Here is a 19454-nt window from a genome sequence, read left to right on the forward strand (position 1 = left end):
CGGACCCCGCGCGCCCTACCCTTGAACGCGCGGGATCTCGCGCGTCTGCACGGCGATCCAGTGCAGCGGCACCTGAATGGCGACCCGGGTGCCGCCCCGCTCATCGGGCCCCCACGTAATGCTTCCGCCCAGCTCTCCCTCGACCAGCGTGCGCACGATCTGGGTTCCGAGCCCGTCCCCCACCGTGCCGCCGGGCAGCCCCGTTCCGGTGTCGATGACCTCGACCGCCAGCCGCTCATCGGTGCGGTCGGCCCGGATGAACACGTCTCCCTCCCGCCCCGCGAGGCCGTGCTCGACCGCGTTCGTGACGATCTCGGTGAGCGCGAGCGCGAGCGGCGTGGCGTACTCGGAGGGGAGCTCGCCGAAGACGCCCTCCTTGTGCGGGTGCACCGTGGTGCCGTGCAGGCTCGCGACCTCAGCCGCGAGCCCCAGCACACGATCGAAGACCACGTCGAAGTCGACGATCTGCGAGAGGCCGGTCGAGAGCGTGTCGTGCACGACGGCGATGGCCGCGACGCGGCGCATGGCCTGGCCGAGCACCTGCTTCGCCTCCTCGCTGCGGGCGCGGCGCGCCTGCACGCGCAGCAGCGAGGCCACGGTCTGCAGGTTGTTCTTGACGCGGTGGTGGATCTCCCGGATCGTCGCGTCCTTGGTGATGAGCTCCTGCGCCTGCTGGCGCAGCTCGGTGACGTCGCGCGTGAGCACCACTCCCCCGACCCTCGCGCCGTCGCGGATGACCGGGATCGAGCGCAGCGTCACCGTGCGCCCGCGCACGGTGATCTCGACCCGCTTCGCGACCTTGCCCTGAGCGATGAGGGGCAGCGACTCGTTGGTGTCGAAGTGGCCCTTCATCAGCTCGGCGATGACCTCGGAGAAGTTCTCGCCCTCGATCTCGTCGCGGTACCCCAGCGTGGTGAAGGTGGTCTGCGTGTTGGGGCTCGCGAAGGTCGCGATGCCCTCGGGGTTCAGACGCACGAGCCCGTCCGAGGCACGGGGTGCTCCCTGCTCGCCGCCGCGGGAGCTCCCGGCCGAGGGGAAGAGGCCCTCCTGGACCATGGCGAAGAGGTCTTCGGAGACTTCGCGGAAGGCGGCGCCGATGCGGGACGCCTTCTGCGTATCGGCCACGCTCGTGTGCACGGTGACCACGGCGAAGGGGCCGTGCGCCGCGCCATCGCCGTCCATGCGGCTCACGGAATATGCCGCGAGACGCATGGGATTCTCCTCGTACCACGCGGGCGAGGTCGAGACGACCGGCCGGCCGGTCTCCATGGCCTCGTCGACCAGTTCGCGCCAGTCCTCGCGCAGGAAGTCGCCGATCACATCGCGGTAGAAGAGCGTCACCGATCCCGCGGGGCGGCTATGAGCGACGGCCAGGTAGCCGCCGTCGCCGGCCGGCACCCACAGTACGACATCGCTGAGCGCCAGATCGGCCATCAGCTGCCAGTCGAGCGCGAGCAACTCCAGCCACTCGATCTCCTCCTCGTCCAGAGTCGAGTACTTCGTCGCCAGATTACGCAGAGTCGCCATCGTTCAAGCCTAGATGATCCGCCCCGCGCGGCCGCCTCGCGCCGCTTCGGGGGGACGCACCAAAATAGACCAGATCATAATCGTCCCTTGACGCTAAACAAGAATAGTTTCTTATGGTTATCGCACATGTCCCGCCAAGCTGCAACGCAAGACGACGTGCGACGCCGCTTCATCCCCGGAAGGAACCGCCATGCCCTCCGCCGCAGTGAGCCGCGCCCCGATCGCGCCCGGCAACGCCCCCGCCGCCGGCTGTGCCGACCGGTCGGCCCCCGAGCCCTCGTCGACGGGCCTCCCCCACCTGCGAGTTGTTCCGCACCCCGACCGCTACCTCGATCTGGCGGCCTTCGACACCGGGACGGGGACCGACATCCCCGGGCCGTCGACGGCGACCATTCAGAAGCTCGCGCTCTACGCGTTCGAGGTGCTCGAGGGTTCGCGCTCGATCGCTCAGCTCGGCGGCTGGATCACGCGCGAAGTGGCGAGCGCGCTCCTCGAGAGGCGCGCGGTCCGCACCGAGCGGCGCACCCTGTACCGGGACGCGCGGCGGGTGGTCGCCTGCCCGGGCCCGGCGCACATCGACCGGCCGCTGCCCCACATTCTCGAGGCCACGGTCGTGCTCTACGCGGAGCCCCGCTCGCGGTCGGTGGCGCTGCGGTTCGAGCACAGCGGCGATCGCTGGCGGGCGACCGACCTCACCGTTCTGTAGCCGCGCGGATCCTCGACACCTCGTAGAGCGCCACGCTCGCGGCGATGCCCGCGTTCAGCGACTCGGTCGCCGACGAGATCGGGATCGAGACCACCGCATCGCAGTGCTCCGTGACGAGCCGGGAGAGCCCCTTGCCCTCACTGCCGACCACGAGCACGAGCGGCCGGTCGGCCAGTTCGAGGCCCGGCAGCGCCACGTCTCCGTCGCCGTCCAGCCCCACCACGAACATCCCCTGCTTCTTGAGCTCTTTGAGCGTCTGGGTGAGGTTCGAGGCCATCGCGACGGGGATCCGCGCCGCGGCTCCCGCCGACGTCTTCCACGCGGCGGAGTTGAGCCCCGCCGAGCGGCGCTGCGGAATGATCACGCCCTGACCGCCGAACGCCGCGACCGAGCGGATGATCGCGCCGAGATTGCGCGGATCGGTGACGCCGTCGAGCGCGACGACCAGCGGCAGCTGATCCCGATCGATGATCTCGTCGACCATGTCGAGCGGATGCGCGTACTCGATGGGCGGCACCTTGAGCACGACGCCCTGGTGCACGGTGTCCCGGTCGGTCATGCGATCCATCTCGGGCCGCATGACCTCGAGCACCGGCACGCCGCGATTGGTCGCGAGGCGCAGGATCTCGCGCACGCGGTCGTCCATCTCGATCCGAGCGGCGATGTAGAGCGCGGTCGCGGGAATGCGCGTGCGCAGCGCCTCGAGCACGGCGTTGCGCCCGGTGACGAGCTCGCCCTCGTCCTTCTTCGCGCCGCCGCGCCCGCCGCGCTCGGGGGTGCGACCGGAGCTCGCCGCGTGGCGCTGCTTGGCGGCCTCGTAGCGCTCGCGCGCCTTCTTCGCCTTGTGCGCGGGGTGGTACTCGCGATCCTCGGCCTTGGGCGTGGGGCCGCGGCCCTCGAGCGCCTGGCGCCCCTGGCCGCCCGATCCGACGGCCCGGCCGAGGCCCCTCTTCCGGACCGCGCCGGCGCGGCTCTTCTTGGTACTCATGACAGACTCCAGCGGGTTCCGTTCGGGGTGTCTTCCAGGGCGATTCCCGCGGCCTGCAGCCGGTCGCGGATCGCATCGCTCGTGGCGAAGTCCCTGTTCGCGCGAGCGTCGCGGCGCTGCTCGAGGAGCGCGTCGACGAGCGCGTCGAGGGCACTGCGGGCGGCATCGTCGGCGGTTCCGGATCCCGCGACCCACCCGGGATCACTCGGGTTCAGTCCGAGCACGTCGAGCATGATGCTCACCTGCGCCACGATCTCGGCGGCGGCGAACTCGTCACCGTCGGCGTCGAGCAGCGCATTGCCCTCGCGCACCTTGCCGTGCAGCACCGCGAGCGCCTGCGGAATCCCGAAATCGTCGTTCATCGCCTCGACGAACGCCTCGGGGAGTCGCTCGAGTCGTTCGCGCCAGTCGTACGAGATCACCACCGGCAGAGCCCGTTCTCCAGCTCTCCCCAGGAAACCCTCGATCCTGCCGAACGCGGCCTCGGCCTCGGAGAGCGAGGTCTCCGAGTACTCGAGCACCGAGCGGTAGTGCGCCGACCCGAGGAAGTAGCGCAGCACGATCGGCCTCGCAGTCCCCAGCAGCTCCGAGGCGAACAGCGAGTTGCCGAGCGACTTCGACATCTTCTGCCCGCCGGTGTTGACGAGACCGTTGTGGATCCAGTGCCTCGCGAAGCCGAGACCGGCCGCGCTCGACTGCGCGAGCTCGTTCTCGTGATGCGGGAAGCGCAGGTCGAGCCCGCCGCCGTGGATGTCGAACTCCTCGCCCAGATAGCGGGTGGCCATGGCCGAGCACTCGACGTGCCAGCCGGGACGGCCCCGGCCCCACGGCGACGGCCACGACGCCGAGGCCGGCTCGTGGTCGCGGTGCGCCTTCCACAGCGCGAAGTCGCGCGGATCCCGCTTGCCCACGGGCTCCGAGTCGGCCGCGTCCTCCATCTGGTCGCGTCGCTGGCGGGTCAGCTCCCCGTACGCGGGCCAGCTGCCCGTGTCGAAGTAGACGCTCGCCGAGCCGTCGTCCGCCGGGTAGGCGTGGTCCCGCTCGAGGAGGCGCTCGATGAGCGCCACCATCTCGGCGATGTTCGCCGTGGCGCGCGGCTCGTACGTGGGCGGCAGCACGCCCAGCGCGTCGTATGCGGCGGTGAACTCGCGCTCGACCCGATAGGCGAGCGCCCACCACTGCTCCGTCGATCCCGAGTCCCGCTGCGCCGCACGGGAGTGGTCGAGGATCTTGTCGTCGATGTCGGTGACGTTGCGGATGAGGGTCACCTCGTGGCCGGTCGCCTCGAACCAGCGGCGCATCTGGTCGTACACGAGCGCGCTGCGCAGGTGCCCGATGTGCGGGGCCGACTGCACGGTCGGGCCGCACACGTACATGCCGACCCGGCCGGGCTCGCGCGGCTCGAAGTCGACGACTTCCTGCGCGCGCGAATCGTAGATGCGTTGCTTCACCCTACAAGCCTACCCGCCGGAGGTCGGACGCCGAGCCGTTGGCGTCGCGCCGACGAGCGGTCGAAGGAGTCGTTCGGCTCAGTCGGTCGACCCGCTGAGGAAGAACTGCACGTGCTTAGCGATGCTCACCGCGTGATCGCCGAAGCGCTCGTGGTAGCGGCTGGCGAGCGTCGCGTCGACGGCTCCCATGGGGTTGTCGGCGAGCTTGTCGCTCAGCACCTTCTCGAACACCTTGGCGTGCAGCTCGTCGAGGTCGTCGTCGAGGTCGCGCACCTCGTCGATCAGCGCCGCGTCCTGGGTGCGCAGCAGTTCGACGATCTTGCTCGCCATCTCGACGTCGAGAGCGCCCATGCGCACGAAGATCTTCTTGAGCCCCTTCGGGATCGCGCTCTCCGGGTAGCGGTAGCGGGCCAGCTGAGCGATGTGCTGCGCGAGATCGCCCATGCGCTCGAGCGAGGCGCTCATGCGCAGCGCACCCACCATCAGGCGGAGATCGGAGGCGACGGGCTGCTGGCGCGCGAGGATGTCGATGGTGAGCTGGTCGAGCTCGGCCGTCTGCTCCTCGATCTCATCCGACCCGTCGAACACGCGCTCCGCGACGGAGACGTCCGAGTTGCCGAAGGCCGTCGTCGCGTTCTCGATGGCCTCCTCGACGAGTTCGGCAATCTTCACCAGGCGCTCCTGCACCTCGTGCAGCGACTGCTGAAAGACCTCACGCATGCGCTTTCCTCTCTGGTTCTGGTGTGTCGACGCACCGGCACGGGTGCCGACACGCACCTCAATCAGTCTGTGCGGCCTCGGTGAACCGGGCAGCACCGACAGGTGAACAACAGTTGAACTCTACTCTTCGCGCGAGACCCGCCCCTCTACGATGAGAGGCATGGATCCGACTCTGCTCGTTCTCGCTTCGGCGGGGCTCGGCGTACTGGTCGGAGCGGGCACCGCGCTCGCGATTCAGGGCGCGCGCCGAGCGGGCGTGCGCCGAGCGGCGGAGATGCGCCCCGAGCTGCCCGAGGTGGCCACGGCGATCCTCGACGAGATCGACATCTTCGCGGTGATCCTCGATTCCTCGCTCGCCCCCGTGTATGCGAATCCGACCGCGCGCCAGGAGCGCCACATCAGCGACGACGAGATCCATGACGCGGCGTTCCTCAGCCGCGCGCGCCGGGTGATGTCCACCGGCGTGCCCGACACGCACGAACCGGACCCGGGCGACCCCTCCGACACGGTCAAGATCCATATCGTGCGCCTGCAGCGGCGCTTCGTCGTGATCCTCGCCGAGGATCTGGGCGAGGAACAGCGGGTGAACACGATGCGTCGCGACTTCATCGCGAACGTCAGCCACGAGCTGAAGACGCCGATCGCCGCCATCGGCCTCCTCGCCGAGGCCGTGCAGCAGGCGGCCGACGACCCGGGCCTCGTGCGCGACTTCTCGAAGAGCTTGGTCAAGGAGTCGCGGCGACTCGGCGAGCTGTCGCGGGACATCATCCAGCTCTCGGAGGCGCAGTCCGCGCTGCGGCCCGAGGATCGCGAGGCGGTCTCGCTGCGGGACCTGGTGCGCGGCGAGGTGGAGTCGCACCGCTCCTTCGCCACCCAGCACGGCGTCGAGCTCGTGGTCACGGACGCCTCCGAGCTGGGCCGGGAGGCGATGATCCTCGGCCGCCCCACCTCGCTCGGCTCGGCGATCGCGAACCTGCTCAGCAACGCGATCCGGCACTCCCCCGAGGGCGGGCGCGTGGGCGTGGGCATGTCGTTCGAGCGCAAGAGCTTCGTGGTGACCGTCACCGACCAGGGCGAGGGCATCGCCCCCGAGCACCTGGCGCGCGTCTTCGAGCGCTTCTACCGCGTCGACGGCGCGCGCACTCGCGGCGAGGGCGGCACGGGCCTCGGCCTCAGCATCGCCCGCCACACCATGCGCGCCCACGGCGGCGACGTCGATGTCTGGTCGCAACCGGGCATCGGCTCCAGCTTCACGCTCACCTTCCCGCTCTCCGAGACCCCGGGACCGTCCAAGAGCGCGAAACGAGCCAAGAAGGCGCGCCGGACCGCGCGGGTGAGCGGCGACACCTCGGCGCAGGCCCGACAGACGCCGGAACGGCAGGCGCCGGAACCCCAGAAGGGAGCCCAGTAGTGGCACAGCACATCATGCTCGTCGAGGACGAGGAGTCGATCTCCCGTCCCCTCTCCTTCCTGCTCGAGCGCGAGGGCTACCGGGTCACCGTGGTCGACGACGGCGCCGAGGCGGTGCGGGCGTTCGCCTCCGACCAACCCGATCTCATGCTGCTCGACCTCATGCTGCCGAGCCTGCCCGGCACCGAGGTGTGCCGCACGATCCGCCAGACCTCGCAGGTGCCCATCATCATGCTCACCGCGAAGGACAGCGAGATCGACATCGTTGTCGGACTCGAGCTCGGCGCCGACGACTACATCACGAAGCCCTACTCCACCCGGGAGCTGCTGGCACGCGTGCGGGCCGCGCTGCGCCGGTCGGGAGCCGGCGAGGACGATCGGGGCGACGATCTCGACGGGCAGGTGCTCGACGAGCTCGGGATCCGCCTCGACTCCGAGCGCCACTCCGTCACCGTGCGCGGCGAGGAGATCGCCATGCCGCTGCGCGAATTCGAGCTGCTGGAGATGCTCATGCGGCACTCCGGCCGCGTGCTCACGCGCGGACAGCTGATCGACCGCGTGTGGGGCAGCAACTACTACGGCGACACGAAGACGCTCGACGTGCACATCAAGCGCATCCGCGCGCGCATCGAGGAGCAGCCCTCGAAGCCGAAGCTCATCTCGACCGTGCGGGGCGTCGGGTACCGCTTCGGGTAGGCGCATGGGAAGCGCCCCCGCGGCCCGAGAGGGAACCGCGGGGGCGCTTCGCCGAGGGCTACTCCGCCGCGGCTCCGTCGCCGGCCGTCGACTGGGCTGCTTCCTGGCCCTCGCCGGCCGGCGTCCCCGCGGCCGACCCGTCCTGCCCGCCGGAGCCGGCGGGCAGGACATAGTCGCGGTACTCCGGGAGAGTGCCGTCGAGCACGGGCACCTCGCGCTCCACCTCGGGCGCCCCGGGCGCCTGGAAATAGGCCCTCACGGTTGCGCCGGGCTCGAGGCCGGGGAGCGAAACCAGCACGGGCTTCTCGTCGCCCCCGGGGTCGCCGAAGCTGGTGTTGCCGACGGGCACCGTGAACTCGGCGCGTGCCTGCTGCGATCCCTCGCCGACGAAACTGACCGCCATGTCCTGCGCGTCGCCCGTGCGGTTGACGGCGCCGAACACGACGTTGAAGTTCTCACCGCTCTCGTCTGCGATGAGCATGATGTTGCGCACCTCGACGTTCTTGACGTCGACGTTGATGCCGTCGCTCGGCGCGTACGGCTCGAGCGTGCCCTGCGGTGCGATCAGGCTGCATCCGGTCGCGCCGAGCGCCAGAGCCGCCGCGAGCGCGACTGACGAAGCAATCCGAATCTTCAAGAGGTCCTCCGAGCCGTGTTTCGATCCGCTGAGCTACGCCGCCCTCAAACGAGCACGGTTCGGGATCATCATAACGGGCCTGCCACACGCGATGCAGCTTAGGCAACCCTAACTCCGCAAAAGGGAGGTGTGGTATTCTAGTGGTTGGACTGTAAAGGAGCCACTCGATGCAATTTGAGGTCGGAGAGACCGTCGTCTACCCCCACCACGGCGCAGCCAAGATCATCGAGGTGAGGAAGCGCAAGCTCGGCGGAGAGGAGAAGCTCTTCCTGAAGCTGCAGGTCAACCAGGGCGATCTCACCATCGAGGTACCCGCGGAGAACTGCGATCTCGTCGGCGTGCGCGATGTCATCGATCAGGAGGGGCTCGAGCGCGTGTTCGAGGTGCTGCGCGCACCGTTCACGGAGGAACCAACCAACTGGTCCCGGCGCTACAAGGCGAACCTCGAGAAGCTCGCCTCCGGCGACGTGATCAAGGTCTCCGAGGTCGTGCGCGATCTGTGGCGCCGCGACCAGGAGGTGCGCTCGCTCTCGGCCGGAGAGAAGCGCATGCTCGCGAAGGCGCGCCAGATCCTCGTCTCCGAGCTGGCGCTCGCCGAGAAGACCGACGAGGATCAGGCCTCCGAGGTGCTCGACCAGGTGCTCGCCTCGTAGCAGCTCTGCGCCGAGCGGGGCGGTTCGCGCCTCCGGGGTGCACGCGAGTCTCCGCGACCGTCGGCTGCTACCTCACGGACCCCAGCGACACGGTGAGTTCCGACGCGGCGGCTTTCACCGCCTCACCCATCTCCTGCACCATTGCCGGGGAGAGGCGGAAACTCGGGCCGGCGATACTGAGCGCCGCCACGCGTCTCCCGTCTTCGGCGAGCACGGGCGCGGCGATCACCGTGGAGTCGGCGTCGTCGACCGCGGCCATCACCACGTAGCCGCACTCCGGCACCCGGCCGTCGAGCACCTCACCCGCGGCCGAGCCTGCCGCGGACACCGTGCGTCCCTCCCAGCCGTCGAAGCCGACATGGCGGATCGGCAGCGGACTCTGCACTTCTCGCAGAAAGGTGCAGGTGTTGGCGGGTCCCGGTACGGCCAGATAGCTCGACTCCGAGGTGGTCTCGGTCAATCGCCGCATCACCGGCGCGGAAAGGTCGATCAGATCTTCGGGTCTTGCCGTCTCGGCGGAAACGCGCGACTGGATGAAGCGCCGACCGAGCGAGTACCGCCCATCCGAAGCCCGGGAGACGTATCCCCAGCTCTCGAGAGCGCGCAGCATGCGCAGCGTCGTGCTGGTGGGCAGTCTGCTGGCCCGGGCGAGGTCGCTCAGCGGCAGCGGGCCCTGATCCACGACCAGGGTGAGCACCTCGAGCGCCCGATGCACCGCCTGGGGGCCGAGCGACGCGTCGACCTCCTGCCCCTGACCAGCCGTCGCCTTATCGGCCATCTTCGTTCTCCGTGTCGATCGCCTGCGTTCGGTCATATCGCAGTCTAACCGTCCGACGCTTCGCTCAGTGCGCGCCGGGTGCGGGCGCCTCCGAGGCGTCGACCGCGTCGGCGATCCGGCCGATCAGACGAGCCGCGATCTCCAGGTCCTCGCGCAGATCACGATCGCCGAGATCGTCCGGCAACTCGTCTGCGATCTCGAGCAGCCGAACGAGTGCGGCGGAGACTCCCGTCGTCGCAGCTCCCTGCAACCGCAGGGCGCGCACGGCGACCACGATCTCGCAAGCGACCATGATCTCGTATCCGTCGAGTGCGCGTTGCAGTTTGCTCAGCGCGGTCGGGGCGAACGTCGCGTCATCCTCGATGCCGCACGAGAGCACCGCGCTGTGCGTCGACACCGGCGCGGCGGCGGCGAGCACCTCCCCCATCGCGCTGGCCGAGACGTACTCGACGATCATCGTGCCCGAGCTCGCTCCCGGTTCGGGCGCGAGAAAGCGCGGGAGTCCGGAGAAGGCATCGTCGTTGATGAAGCGCAGCCTCCCGAGCACGAGCGAAGCCGTCTGCGCGAGCGCGATCGCCGTGGCATCGAGCTCGTGCGCCAGCCAGTTCTCGAGGAAGGCGCCGTGATGCACCGCGATCCCCTGCTCGGCGAAGAACCGCGGGTTCTCCTGCGAACTGCTGACCAGCGTCTCGATCGACTCGCCGAGGCGTTGCGTCGCGCTCGTGAGCACGCTCATCGCCGGTAGGAAGCCCCGGTAGGCGAACGGGTCCTGGATGCGGACGGCGTCCCACGCCTGCTCTCCGAGGACACCCGCGAGCCGGGAGGCCGTCCGGGCCGCCGTCGGACTCCCGACCGCCAGAGCCGCCTCGGCGGAGAACGCCGAGGCGTTGGCACGAGCTGCGGCGGCGGAGAACGCGAAAGCCGCGATTCCCGCGTCCGCGAGTGCGGCGAGGCGAGCGCAGGCGAGCGCGGCTCCGCCGAGCGTCAACGCGCTCGAGCTCATGAAGGGGAGCGCGCTATCGGCCCGAATCGGCCCGATCGGCTCGAAGCCCTCGCCGCTCGTGGGGCGCTCTCCGACCAGGGCGAGCGCCGTGCCGGCCAGCGCCGACAGATCGGCCGTACCGATCCCGCCGTATCGGCGCACCTCGGGCAGGCTCCCGCTCACGAGCATGCGCTCGAGCCCGTCGATCAGCACGGGGTCGATCCCCGAACCGGGGTGCAGGAGCTGATTGAGGCGCACCACCAGCATCGCACGAGTGGTCTCGGAGTCGAACGGGGGTCCGGCGTCCACGGCGTGACTCCGCAGGAGGTTCATCCCGTGCGCCACGGGGTCGCTCGAAGCGGCGGACGACCGATTCGCTCCGACCCCCGTCGAGCGCCCGTAGACCGGCTGCTCCTCCGCGATCCTGTTCGCCTGGTGATAGTAGTTCTCGATCTCGGCGCGCGCCGGGCCCGAGACCCGCACTGCAGCACCGCGCGCGATAGCCGCGACATCGTGAACGGTAAGTCTGCTCGGGAGTGTGTACGTCATCTGCCCCTGCCGTCGTGTTCGGGAGTATTGCAACTTTCTCCCTACTTTATTACTCTATAAAAAACATAAATTCCACTAGTTGAAAATAGTTGAGTATTGCGGCCTCGGAGCCCCCTCGTACACCTCGATGCGCCGACGCAGAGATTACGGAGACGAAGTTGTCACCCCACACCACGAGCAACAACACCGCGCATTCAGACGCGACCGCAGCGCGGCACGGATCGTGCGCGCACCGAATCGAGGAGACAGAACGCGCATGATCGAGTTCATCGACGTCGTCAAGACCTACGACAACGGCACCACGTCCGTCGCCGACCTCTCGTTCGTCGCCCCGACGGGCAAGATCACCGTGCTCGTCGGCCCCTCGGGGTGCGGCAAGACCACGACTCTGCGCATGGTGAACCGCCTGATCGAGCAGACCTCCGGGTCGATCCTGCTGGGCGGCGAGGACAACGCGAAGACCGACACCATCCGCATGCGGCGCAAGATCGGCTACGTTATCCAGAACGCAGGCCTCTTCCCGCACCAGACGGTGATCGACAACGTCTGCGCGGTTCCCTATCTGAACAAGAGCGACAAACGCAGCGCCCAGGCCCGGGCACTCGATCTCCTCGAGCTGGTGGGCCTGGACCGCAGCTACGGCTCGCGCTACCCATGGCAGCTGTCGGGCGGGCAGCAGCAGCGCGTGGGCGTCGCCCGCGCCCTCGCGGCCGACCCTCCCTACATGCTCATGGACGAGCCGTTCAGCGCGGTCGATCCCATCGTGCGCAAGCAGCTGCAGGCCGAGTTCCTGCGCATCCAGGGCGACCTGGCCAAGACCATCGTCATGGTCACCCACGACATCGACGAGGCGCTGAAGCTCGGCGACCGGATCATCGTGCTCAAGGAGGGCGGAGTCCTCGCCCAGATCGGCTCGCCCGCCGAGATCCTCGCGAACCCCGCGGATCAGTTCGTCGCCGACTTCCTCGGCGAGTCGCGCGGCTACCACGCGCTGAACTTCGAGCGCATCTCGAGCCTCGATCCCGAGCGCACGCCGTCCGTTCAGCTCGAAGCGCCGGTCGCTGTGCGCGACGACGCCTGGGTGGTGGTCTGCGACGCCCTCGAGAAGCCGGTCGCTTGGGCCCGCGCCGAGGGCGGAATCGTAGCGACCGACCGGTTGAGCCCCACCACCCCGGTCTCCCACGATCACGGCAGCTACCGCGAGCTGCTCGACGCCGCGCTCTCGAGCCCCGCCGGGCGCGCCGTGGTGGTCGACGGCGGCGGGCGGTACATCGGCACGCTCGGTTCCGACGCGGTCATCCGCAGTGCGGTCGACGCCCTCGCGGAGGAGCGGCGCGCATGAGGCTCGACTGGATCATCGGCAACGCGGATCAGATCCTCCAGCTCACCGTCGCGCACCTCTGGCTGACGCTGCTGCCGACGCTGATCGGGTTGCTCCTCTCGATCCCGCTCGGCTACCTCGCCTTCACGCACCGCCGGCTCTACCCCCTCATCGTCGGCGGCACGAGCCTCTTCTACACGATCCCCTCGCTCGCGCTCTTCATCCTGCTGCCGAAGGCGCTGGGCACCAAGATCCTCGATCCGATGAACGTCGTCGTCGCGCTCATCATCTACACCGTCGCCCTCCTCGTGCGCGTGGTCGCCGACGGACTCGGCTCGGTCTCGCCCGACGTAGTCAAGGCCGCGCAGGGCGTCGGCTTCACCCGCGCCCAGACCTTCTTCAGGATTCAGCTGCCCATCGCGGTGCCCGCCATCCTCTCCGGTCTTCGGGTGGTGGTGGTCTCGAACATCTCGATCGTCACCATGGCCGCCGTGATCGGCATCGCGCAGCTCGGTTCGCTCTTCACCATGGGATTCACGAGGCGCCTGTTCGTTCCGATCATCGTCGGTCTCGTGGTGTGCCTGCTGCTCGCACTGGTACTCGACCGGCTGCTCGTGCTGCTCGGCAAGGTCGTCACGCCGTGGAGCCAGAAGGGAGCCCTGTAATGGATGTTCTTGGATGGCTCACCGATCCCGCCAACTGGAGCGGCGCCGGATCGATCCCCTACCAGGCGCTCATGCACCTGTTCTACTCGCTGATCGCCCTCATCGTGGCCGTACTGATCGCGACGCCACTCGGCATCTTCGTGGGACACACCGGCAGAGGCGAGAGCCTGATCATGGGATCGGTCAACGCGATGCGAGCCCTGCCAACACTCGGTCTCCTGATCCTGCTGGTGCTCGTGATCTCACCGGTGTTCAGCAGCAACCTGGCTTTCGTGGTCCCCTCGCTCATCGTGCTCGTCCTGCTCGCCGTTCCGCCGATCCTCAGCGGAGTGGCCAGCGGCATCCGGGCCATCGACCGCTCGGTCATCGACGCGGCGCGAGGCATGGGCTTCTCGACGGCGCGGATCATCTGGAAGGTCGAGATCCCCTGCGCGCTCCCGCTCGCCCTCTCCGGGATCCGCGGCGCCACCCTGCAGATCGTCTCGACCGCGACGGTCGCCGCCTACGTCTCGCTCGACGGCCTCGGACGGTTCATCATCGACGGCCGGGCCGGCAACGACTACGCCGAGATGGCCGGCGGCGCGATCGCGCTCGCGGTGCTCGCGATCCTGCTCGAGCTGGGCTTCGCGGCTCTGGGTCGCGTGCTCGTCTCGCCCGGTCTCACCCGCCGCGCCAGAGCGCAGGCTCCGACGCCCCTCGACACCGAGACCGCGGTGCTCAGCCTGACCCGTTCCTAAGCCCTCCGACAGAACCACCACTCGAAAGGACCCCCATGCGCAAGAAGCTCCTGCTCGCCGGGATCGCGGCCGCGGCCGCGATCGTCCTCACCGCCTGCTCCGGCAACGACCCGATGAGCTCCGACACGGGCGGCGCCGGCGGAGACCCCGGCAAGATCATCGTCGGTTCGGCCGACTTCGCCGAAAGCCAACTGCTGGCCACGATCTATTCACGGGCGCTGCAGAACGCCGGCGTCGAGGTCGAGGAGAAGCTCAACATCGGCAGCCGCGAGGTGTACCTCCAGGCGCTGCGCGACGGTTCGATCAACCTGCTGCCCGAATACAACGGCTCGCTGCTGAAGCAGCTCGACAACGATGCCGACTCGAGCGATCGCACCGGCATCCGCGCCCAGCTCGACACATTGCTCGCGCCCGAGGGCATCATCGTGCTCGACGAGGCGGAGGCCGAGAACGCCGATACGCTCGTGGCCGTTTCCGATGTCGCCGCCCAGTACGGCCTCGTCAGCATCTCCGACCTGGCACCGATCGCGCAGAAGCTCACGCTCGCCGGCCCCGCGGAATGGAAGTCGCGCTTCGAGGGCGTGCCCGGCCTGCAGGAGGTGTACGGCCTCGAGTTCGAGGAGTTCAAAGTGCTCGATGCGGGCGGCCCGCTGACTCTCGCCGCGCTGCAGAACGGCCAAGCCCAGGTCGGCGACATGTTCAGCTCCGATCCCGCGATCGCGGAGAACGGTCTTGTGGCGCTCGTCGACGACAAGGGGCTGTTCCCGCCGGCCAACATCCTGCCCGTGATCCGCGAAGAAGCAGCCACCGAGAAGGTGAGGACGGTGCTCAACCGTATCTCGGCAACGCTGACCACCGAGCAGCTGATGCGGATGAACGGACGAGTGGCCGCCGGTGACGATATCGGGACGATCGCCGACGACTGGTTGAGCGAACAGGGTCTCTGAACCCGGCGCCTCGCCTCGGAACGACCACGCGAAAGGGCGCCTCGCGGGGGCCCGCGACGACGCGGCTCGGATCCCCGGGCAGCCGATGCACGCGGCCGTTCTGCATCGGCGCCCGGCCCGCGGGTACGCTGGGCCCATGAGCTCGTCAGCACTCGCGAACGAATCGGCCGGGACAACACCGCATCAGCTCGCCGCGCTGGGGGTGGTGCTGGTCGGGGCGGGGAGAGGCGAACGGCTGGGGGCCGATCAGCCCAAGGCCTTCGTCGAACTGCACGGCCGCACCCTCGTGGAGTTCGGGATCGGCGTCGTCACCTCTCTGCCGCACGCCGGGCACCTGGTGGTCGTCGTGCCGGAGTCGCACGCGGCGCGCGCCCTCGAACTCGTGGAGCTCGTACTGCCGCCGGGATCCCCGTGGGAGGTCTCCGTGGTTCCGGGCGGACGCGAGCGCCACGAGTCGGTGCGATTCGGCCTCGACGCGCTACCGGATACGGTCGACACCGTGCTCGTGCACGACGCCGCGCGTCCCTTCGCGAGCGCGGCGCTCTTCGAGCGCGTCATCGCCGAGGTGCGCCGCACCGGCGGCTCCGTGGTGCCCGCCCTGCCCGTCGCGGACACCCTGAAGCGGGTCGACGACGAGGGGGTCGTGCACGAGACGGTGGATCGGGCCCCGCTCGTCGCGGTGCAGACCCCGCAGGGCTTTCTCCGCGAAACGCTCGCCGCCGCGCACGTCACCGACGAGCTGCAGTCTGGCGCAGACCCGTCGGCCCGCCCGCCGACCGACGACGCCGAGGTGGTGCAGCGGGCCGGCGGCCGGGTGCGCACGGTCGCCGGCGAGCTCCGAGCGCACAAGCTCACCACGCCCGCCGACCTGGCGATCCTCGAGTACTTCCTCGCCGCGAACGTGCTGGGCCTGGAGGACGACGCGTGATCCGAATCGGCACCGGCTTCGACGTGCACGCCTACGACGCCGGGTCACCGCTGCGCCTCGCCGGCCTCGACTGGCCGGGCGAGCCGGGGCTCTCGGGGCACAGCGACGGCGACGCCGTCTGCCACGCGGTGGTCGACGCGCTGCTCTCGGCCGCGGGGCTCGGCGACATCGGCGGGCTCATCGGCGTGGACGAGCCGGACACCGCGGGCGCGGCGAGCGCGGGTTTCGTGCGAGTCGCGATCGCGAGGCTCGCCGAGCACGGCTGGCGCCCCGTCAATGTCTCGGTGCAGATCGTGGGCGAGCGCCCGCGCTTCGCGCCCCGGCGCGAGGAGGCTCAGCGCGCCATGTCCGGGCTCGTCGGGGCTCCCGTGAGCATCGGGGCCACGACCACCGATCGCCTCGGCTTCACGGGCCGCGGCGAGGGCCTGGCCGCGATCGCGACGGCCCTGATCGAGCGCGCACCGACCGAGTAGACGATCGACGCCCAGGAGGACGAAGATCGGCAAATCGTCCTCCTGGGCGTCGATCGCCCGTCCAACCGGTGCGCGTCGGGAACCGGTGGATCAGCGATACGCACCGACCAGGCGCACCGCGCCGCCGTCGACGCCCTTCGCGCCCTGCTCGAAGCCCTCGAGGTCGCGCGCCGCGGTGGAGACGACGCCGGCCACCCAGGTCTCGAGCCCCTCGGCGGTGAGCGCTGCGGCGACCCGCGGCGCCCGATCCGGATCGACCACCGCGAGCATGCCGATGCCCAGGTTCCACGCGCCCTCGAGCGACTCGAGTGCGTGGCCGCCCATCTCGGCGAGGTGCCGGAACACCGGAAGCGGCGACCAGGTGCCGCGATCCAGCTCGACCCACGCCCCTCGGGGCAGTACCCGGGCGAGGTTGGCCGCGATCCCGCCCCCCGTGACATGGCTGAGCACGTGGATCGCGCCGTCGAGCGCGGGGTCCTCGAGCACCCGCAGCAGCGGCGCCGTGTACAGCGCGGTGGGCGTCAGCAGCGCCTCGCCGTAGCTCGCACCGAGCTCCTCGCTGCGGTCGCCGTACCCGACGCCGCGGTCTGCGAGGATGCGGCGCACCAGGGAGAATCCATTGGAGTGCAGGCCCGAGGCGCCCATCGCGAGCACGACGTCGCCGTCGGCGACGCGGGCGGGCCGCAGCATCCGGTCGGCCTCGACCACGCCCGTCGCGGCGCCCGCCACGTCGTACTCGTCGACGCCCAGCAGGCCCGGATGCTCCGCGGTCTCGCCGCCGACCAGCGCGGTGCCGGTGGCCTCGCAGGCCTCGGCGATGCCGCGCACGATGTCGGCGATGCGCTCGGGCACCACCCTGCCGCAGGCGATGTAGTCGGTCATGAAGAGCGGCCTGGCGCCCACCACCACGATGTCGTCGACGACCATCGCCACGAGGTCCTGACCGATCGTTTCGTGCTTGTCGACGGCCTGCGCGATCGCCACCTTGGTGCCCACGCCGTCGGTCGACGAGGCGAGCAGCGGACGCCGGTAGCCGAGCAGCGCCGACGCGTCGAACAGGCCCGCGAAGCCGCCGACGCCGCCGAGCACCTCGGGCCCGTGGGTGCGGGCGACGGCCGACTTCATCAGCTCGACGGCGAGGTCGCCGGCGGCCGTGTCCACCCCGGACCGGACGTAGGCTGAGAGGGCGCTGTTCGAGGGGTTTTCGCTCACCCGGTCAGTCTACCCACCCCGCTCCCGGCCCGGCCCCCGGGGAGCGCAGAGCGGGCGGGCGGAGAGCAAGCCGACGGACAGCGGCGTGTGGGACACTAGAGGTCGCGTCTGTTCGACGTCTCACCCCATCCTGCAGGGAGCGAACACAACAGTTATGTGCGGCATCGTCGGTATCGTCTCGTCCGAGCCGGTCAACCAGCAGATCTACGACAGCCTGCTCCTGCTGCAGCACCGCGGTCAGGACTCGACGGGCATCGCCACGCTCGACGGCGACTTCTTCCACATGGTGAAGGCGAGGGGCCAGGTGCGCGAGGCCTATCGCACCCGCGACATGCGCAGCCTGCTCGGCAACGTCGGCCTCGGGCACGTGCGCTACGCCACCAAGGGGTCCGCGGCGGCCGAGCAGGAGGCGCAGCCCTTCTACGTGGGCGCCCCCTACGGGATCATCCTGGTGCACAACGGCAACCTGACGAACACGCGCGAGCTCACCGCCGACCTCTACAACGTCGACCGCCGCCACCTCAACACCCACTCGGACACGGAGCTGCTGCTCAACGTGCTCGCCAACGAGCTGCAGGCCGGCATCACGGGCCTCTCGCTCGACAAGAGGCAGGTGTTCGACGCGGTCGCGCGCGTGCACGAGCGGGTCGAGGGATCCTACGCCGCGATCGCGCTCATCGCGGGCTACGGGCTGCTCGCGTTCCGGGATCCGTACGGCATCCGCCCCCTGGTGCTCGGCCGGCGCACCGGCGGGAACGGGCAGGACGAGTGGGTCGTGGCCTCAGAGTCCCTGGTGCTCGAGTCGGGCGGTTACGAGGTCGTGCGCGACGTGGAGCCGGGCGAGGCTATCCTCATCTCGCCCGACGGCTGGATGTACTCGCAGCAGTGCGCGACGGATCCGCGTCTGGTGCCGTGCGCCTTCGAGTACGTCTACCTGGCCCGCCCCGACTCGGTGCTCGACGGCATCTCGGTGTACGACGCGCGGCTGCGGCTCGGCGACGTGCTCGCCGAGGAGATCGCGGAACGACTGCAGGGCGTCGACATCGACGTGGTCATGCCGATCCCGGACTCGGCCCGCCCCAGCGCCATGCAGGTCGCGCAGAAACTCGGCATCGAGTACCGCGAGGGCTTCTTCAAGAACCGCTACGTCGGCCGCACCTTCATCATGCCGGGGCAGGCCGTGCGCAAGAAGAGCGTGCGCCAGAAGCTCAACGCGATGAGCGTGGAGTTCAAGGGCAAGAACGTGCTCATCGTCGACGACTCGATCGTGCGCGGCACGACCTCGCGCGAGATCGTGGAGATGGCCCGTGCCGCGGGGGCCAAGTCCGTCACCTTCGCCTCGGCCGCCCCGCCCGTCGTGTACCCGCACGTGTACGGCATCAACATGCCCTCGCGCAAGGAGCTCATCGCGCACGGGCGCACCACCGACGAGATCGCCGCCGAGATGGGCGCCGACCACCTCATCTACATGAGCGTCGAGGGCATGAACCGCGCGATCCTGGCGGGACAGGACCGCGTCACCGAGCTCGAGCAGAGCTGCTTCACCGGCGAGTACATCGCGGGGAACGTGAGCGAGGAGTACCTCAGCTGGGTGGAGGCCACCCAGGAGAGCTGAGGATCCCGGCCTCGCACAGAGATCCGCCCGGGTGCTCGCGACTCGGATCGTTGAGTCGTGAGCACCCGGGCGGATTCACGCGTGCCCGATGCGGTGCCCGCGGGCCTACGCCCGGGGCTTGTCGGTGCGGCCCTCGTCGTCGCCGCTCGACCCGTCATCGTCGGAGCTGGGCGGCACGGCGGGCAGGTCCGGGGAGTTCGACGGCCCGCTCTGAGGCGCGGGCGGCACGGCGGGCAGGTCGGGTGAGGCGGAGGGAGCCGACGGAGCCGGGGGCACGGCGGGCAGATCCGGGGAGCTCGCCTGCGGCTTCGGAGCCGGAGGAGCCGCGGGCGGAGCGGGCGGAGCCGACTCCGCGGCGTCGCTCTGCGCGGTACCCGCCTCGCCGTCGTTGCGCACCTCCTTCTTGAGGATGCGCATCGACTGCCCGAGGCTCTTCGCCAGACCCGGGAGCTTCGGCGC

20 protein-coding genes are annotated in these 19454 nt (G+C 69.8%); 11 read left to right on the top strand and 9 right to left on the bottom strand.

Features of this window, described 5'->3' with window-relative positions; translation table 11 throughout:
- Positions 1-15: 15 nt before the first annotated feature.
- The gene (locus tag D1J51_RS11545) at positions 16-1527 is read right to left on the bottom strand and encodes a sensor histidine kinase (RefSeq protein WP_119075381.1); all 1512 of its coding nucleotides are present in this window, start codon (positions 1525-1527) and stop codon (positions 16-18) included.
- A 190-nt stretch (positions 1528-1717) separates the two neighbouring features.
- Between D1J51_RS11545 and D1J51_RS11550 the strand changes: the two genes are divergently transcribed.
- Entirely contained in the window at positions 1718-2233 is a 516-nt protein-coding gene (locus D1J51_RS11550) for an Rv3235 family protein (protein WP_240423186.1), read from the top strand.
- On the opposite strand, the gene rlmB is transcribed toward D1J51_RS11550, so the two are convergent.
- The 3 genes from rlmB to phoU all read right to left on the bottom strand — a co-directional run bounded on the left by rlmB (position 2220) and on the right by phoU (position 5392).
- On the bottom strand, positions 2220-3221 hold the full coding sequence (gene rlmB / locus D1J51_RS11555) for a 23S rRNA (guanosine(2251)-2'-O)-methyltransferase RlmB (protein WP_119075382.1): 1002 nt from the start codon (positions 3219-3221) through the stop codon (positions 2220-2222). The two genes, D1J51_RS11550 and rlmB, sit on opposite strands and share 14 nt — an antisense overlap.
- A complete protein-coding gene (gene cysS / locus D1J51_RS11560) occupies positions 3218-4672 on the bottom strand; it encodes a cysteine--tRNA ligase (protein WP_119075384.1) in 1455 nt (484 codons plus the stop codon). The genes rlmB and cysS overlap by 4 nt, the downstream gene beginning before the upstream one ends.
- 78 nt (positions 4673-4750) lie before the next feature.
- Positions 4751-5392 carry a phosphate signaling complex protein PhoU gene (gene phoU, locus D1J51_RS11565; RefSeq protein ID WP_119075386.1) on the bottom strand — a complete coding sequence of 214 codons (642 nt, stop codon included), beginning with the start codon at positions 5390-5392 and terminating at the stop codon, positions 4751-4753.
- A gap of 160 nt (positions 5393-5552) precedes the next feature.
- On the opposite strand from phoU, the gene D1J51_RS11570 reads away from it, so the two are divergent.
- Together D1J51_RS11570 and D1J51_RS11575 are read left to right on the top strand one after the other, a co-directional pair.
- A complete protein-coding gene (locus tag D1J51_RS11570) occupies positions 5553-6803 on the top strand; it encodes a sensor histidine kinase (RefSeq protein WP_119075388.1) in 1251 nt (416 codons plus the stop codon).
- Positions 6804-6817: 14 nt separating this feature from the next.
- Positions 6818-7498 (top strand): response regulator transcription factor, encoded by a 681-nt coding sequence (locus D1J51_RS11575; protein ID WP_162903798.1) that lies wholly within the window; start codon positions 6818-6820, stop codon positions 7496-7498.
- Between the two features lie 58 nt (positions 7499-7556).
- On the opposite strand, the gene D1J51_RS11580 is transcribed toward D1J51_RS11575, so the two are convergent.
- On the bottom strand, positions 7557-8135 hold the full coding sequence (locus tag D1J51_RS11580; RefSeq protein WP_119075392.1) for a DNA modification methylase: 579 nt from the start codon (positions 8133-8135) through the stop codon (positions 7557-7559).
- Between the two features lie 167 nt (positions 8136-8302).
- On the opposite strand from D1J51_RS11580, the gene D1J51_RS11585 reads away from it, so the two are divergent.
- The gene (locus D1J51_RS11585; RefSeq protein ID WP_119075394.1) at positions 8303-8788 is read left to right on the top strand and encodes a CarD family transcriptional regulator; all 486 of its coding nucleotides are present in this window, start codon (positions 8303-8305) and stop codon (positions 8786-8788) included.
- A gap of 67 nt (positions 8789-8855) precedes the next feature.
- Here the strand turns inward: D1J51_RS11585 and D1J51_RS11590 are convergent, their stop codons facing one another.
- Both D1J51_RS11590 and D1J51_RS11595 read right to left on the bottom strand, forming a co-directional pair.
- Positions 8856-9566 carry an IclR family transcriptional regulator gene (locus D1J51_RS11590; RefSeq protein ID WP_162903793.1) on the bottom strand — a complete coding sequence of 237 codons (711 nt, stop codon included), beginning with the start codon at positions 9564-9566 and terminating at the stop codon, positions 8856-8858.
- Between the two features lie 64 nt (positions 9567-9630).
- Positions 9631-11097 carry an aromatic amino acid lyase gene (locus D1J51_RS11595; protein WP_119075397.1) on the bottom strand — a complete coding sequence of 489 codons (1467 nt, stop codon included), beginning with the start codon at positions 11095-11097 and terminating at the stop codon, positions 9631-9633.
- A 256-nt stretch (positions 11098-11353) separates the two neighbouring features.
- On the opposite strand from D1J51_RS11595, the gene D1J51_RS11600 reads away from it, so the two are divergent.
- From D1J51_RS11600 to ispF, 6 genes are all read left to right on the top strand, one after another.
- Positions 11354-12439, top strand: a complete 1086-nt coding sequence (locus D1J51_RS11600) for an ABC transporter ATP-binding protein (RefSeq protein ID WP_119075399.1) — start codon at positions 11354-11356, stop codon at positions 12437-12439.
- A complete protein-coding gene (locus tag D1J51_RS11605; protein WP_119075401.1) occupies positions 12436-13083 on the top strand; it encodes an ABC transporter permease in 648 nt (215 codons plus the stop codon). Before D1J51_RS11600 ends, D1J51_RS11605 begins: the two co-directional genes overlap by 4 nt.
- Complete coding sequence (locus D1J51_RS11610) at positions 13083-13820, top strand: ABC transporter permease (protein WP_119075403.1); 738 nt, start codon at positions 13083-13085, stop codon at positions 13818-13820. The genes D1J51_RS11605 and D1J51_RS11610 overlap by 1 nt, the downstream gene beginning before the upstream one ends.
- Positions 13821-13855: 35 nt before the next feature.
- A complete protein-coding gene (locus D1J51_RS11615; protein WP_119075404.1) occupies positions 13856-14767 on the top strand; it encodes an ABC transporter substrate-binding protein in 912 nt (303 codons plus the stop codon).
- Positions 14768-14903: 136 nt separating this feature from the next.
- Entirely contained in the window at positions 14904-15695 is a 792-nt protein-coding gene (gene ispD, locus D1J51_RS17960; protein WP_162903794.1) for a 2-C-methyl-D-erythritol 4-phosphate cytidylyltransferase, read from the top strand.
- Positions 15692-16168, top strand: a complete 477-nt coding sequence (gene ispF, locus D1J51_RS17965) for a 2-C-methyl-D-erythritol 2,4-cyclodiphosphate synthase (RefSeq protein ID WP_162903795.1) — start codon at positions 15692-15694, stop codon at positions 16166-16168. The genes ispD and ispF overlap by 4 nt, the downstream gene beginning before the upstream one ends.
- Before the next feature lie 90 nt (positions 16169-16258).
- Here the strand turns inward: ispF and purM are convergent, their stop codons facing one another.
- Positions 16259-17380, bottom strand: a complete 1122-nt coding sequence (gene purM / locus D1J51_RS11625; protein WP_119075406.1) for a phosphoribosylformylglycinamidine cyclo-ligase — start codon at positions 17378-17380, stop codon at positions 16259-16261.
- Positions 17381-17534: 154 nt separating this feature from the next.
- Between purM and purF the strand changes: the two genes are divergently transcribed.
- Entirely contained in the window at positions 17535-18995 is a 1461-nt protein-coding gene (purF, locus tag D1J51_RS11630; RefSeq protein WP_119075407.1) for an amidophosphoribosyltransferase, read from the top strand.
- A gap of 105 nt (positions 18996-19100) precedes the next feature.
- Here purF and D1J51_RS18410 read toward each other — a convergent pair.
- Positions 19101-19454, bottom strand: a 354-nt coding sequence (locus D1J51_RS18410) for a Sec-independent protein translocase family protein (RefSeq protein WP_119075409.1), incomplete at its 5' end; no start/stop codon positions are given.

This window comes from Leucobacter sp. wl10 (assembly GCF_003569785.1).
GTDB lineage: Bacteria > Actinomycetota > Actinomycetes > Actinomycetales > Microbacteriaceae > Leucobacter.

Coding starts and splice junctions, on each gene's coding strand:
- D1J51_RS11545 (WP_119075381.1), bottom strand. CDS start 1,527: ATGGCGACTCTGCGTAATCTGGCGACGAAGTACTCGACTCTGGACGAG.
- D1J51_RS11550 (WP_240423186.1), top strand. CDS start 1,718: ATGCCCTCCGCCGCAGTGAGCCGCGCCCCGATCGCGCCCGGCAACGCC.
- rlmB (WP_119075382.1), bottom strand. CDS start 3,221: ATGAGTACCAAGAAGAGCCGCGCCGGCGCGGTCCGGAAGAGGGGCCTC.
- phoU (WP_119075386.1), bottom strand. CDS start 5,392: ATGCGTGAGGTCTTTCAGCAGTCGCTGCACGAGGTGCAGGAGCGCCTG.
- D1J51_RS11570 (WP_119075388.1), top strand. CDS start 5,553: ATGGATCCGACTCTGCTCGTTCTCGCTTCGGCGGGGCTCGGCGTACTG.
- D1J51_RS11575 (WP_162903798.1), top strand. CDS start 6,818: ATGCTCGTCGAGGACGAGGAGTCGATCTCCCGTCCCCTCTCCTTCCTG.
- D1J51_RS11585 (WP_119075394.1), top strand. CDS start 8,303: ATGCAATTTGAGGTCGGAGAGACCGTCGTCTACCCCCACCACGGCGCA.
- D1J51_RS11590 (WP_162903793.1), bottom strand. CDS start 9,566: ATGGCCGATAAGGCGACGGCTGGTCAGGGGCAGGAGGTCGACGCGTCG.
- D1J51_RS11595 (WP_119075397.1), bottom strand. CDS start 11,097: ATGACGTACACACTCCCGAGCAGACTTACCGTTCACGATGTCGCGGCT.
- D1J51_RS11600 (WP_119075399.1), top strand. CDS start 11,354: ATGATCGAGTTCATCGACGTCGTCAAGACCTACGACAACGGCACCACG.
- D1J51_RS11605 (WP_119075401.1), top strand. CDS start 12,436: ATGAGGCTCGACTGGATCATCGGCAACGCGGATCAGATCCTCCAGCTC.
- D1J51_RS11610 (WP_119075403.1), top strand. CDS start 13,083: ATGGATGTTCTTGGATGGCTCACCGATCCCGCCAACTGGAGCGGCGCC.
- D1J51_RS11615 (WP_119075404.1), top strand. CDS start 13,856: ATGCGCAAGAAGCTCCTGCTCGCCGGGATCGCGGCCGCGGCCGCGATC.
- ispD (WP_162903794.1), top strand. CDS start 14,904: ATGAGCTCGTCAGCACTCGCGAACGAATCGGCCGGGACAACACCGCAT.
- purF (WP_119075407.1), top strand. CDS start 17,535: ATGTGCGGCATCGTCGGTATCGTCTCGTCCGAGCCGGTCAACCAGCAG.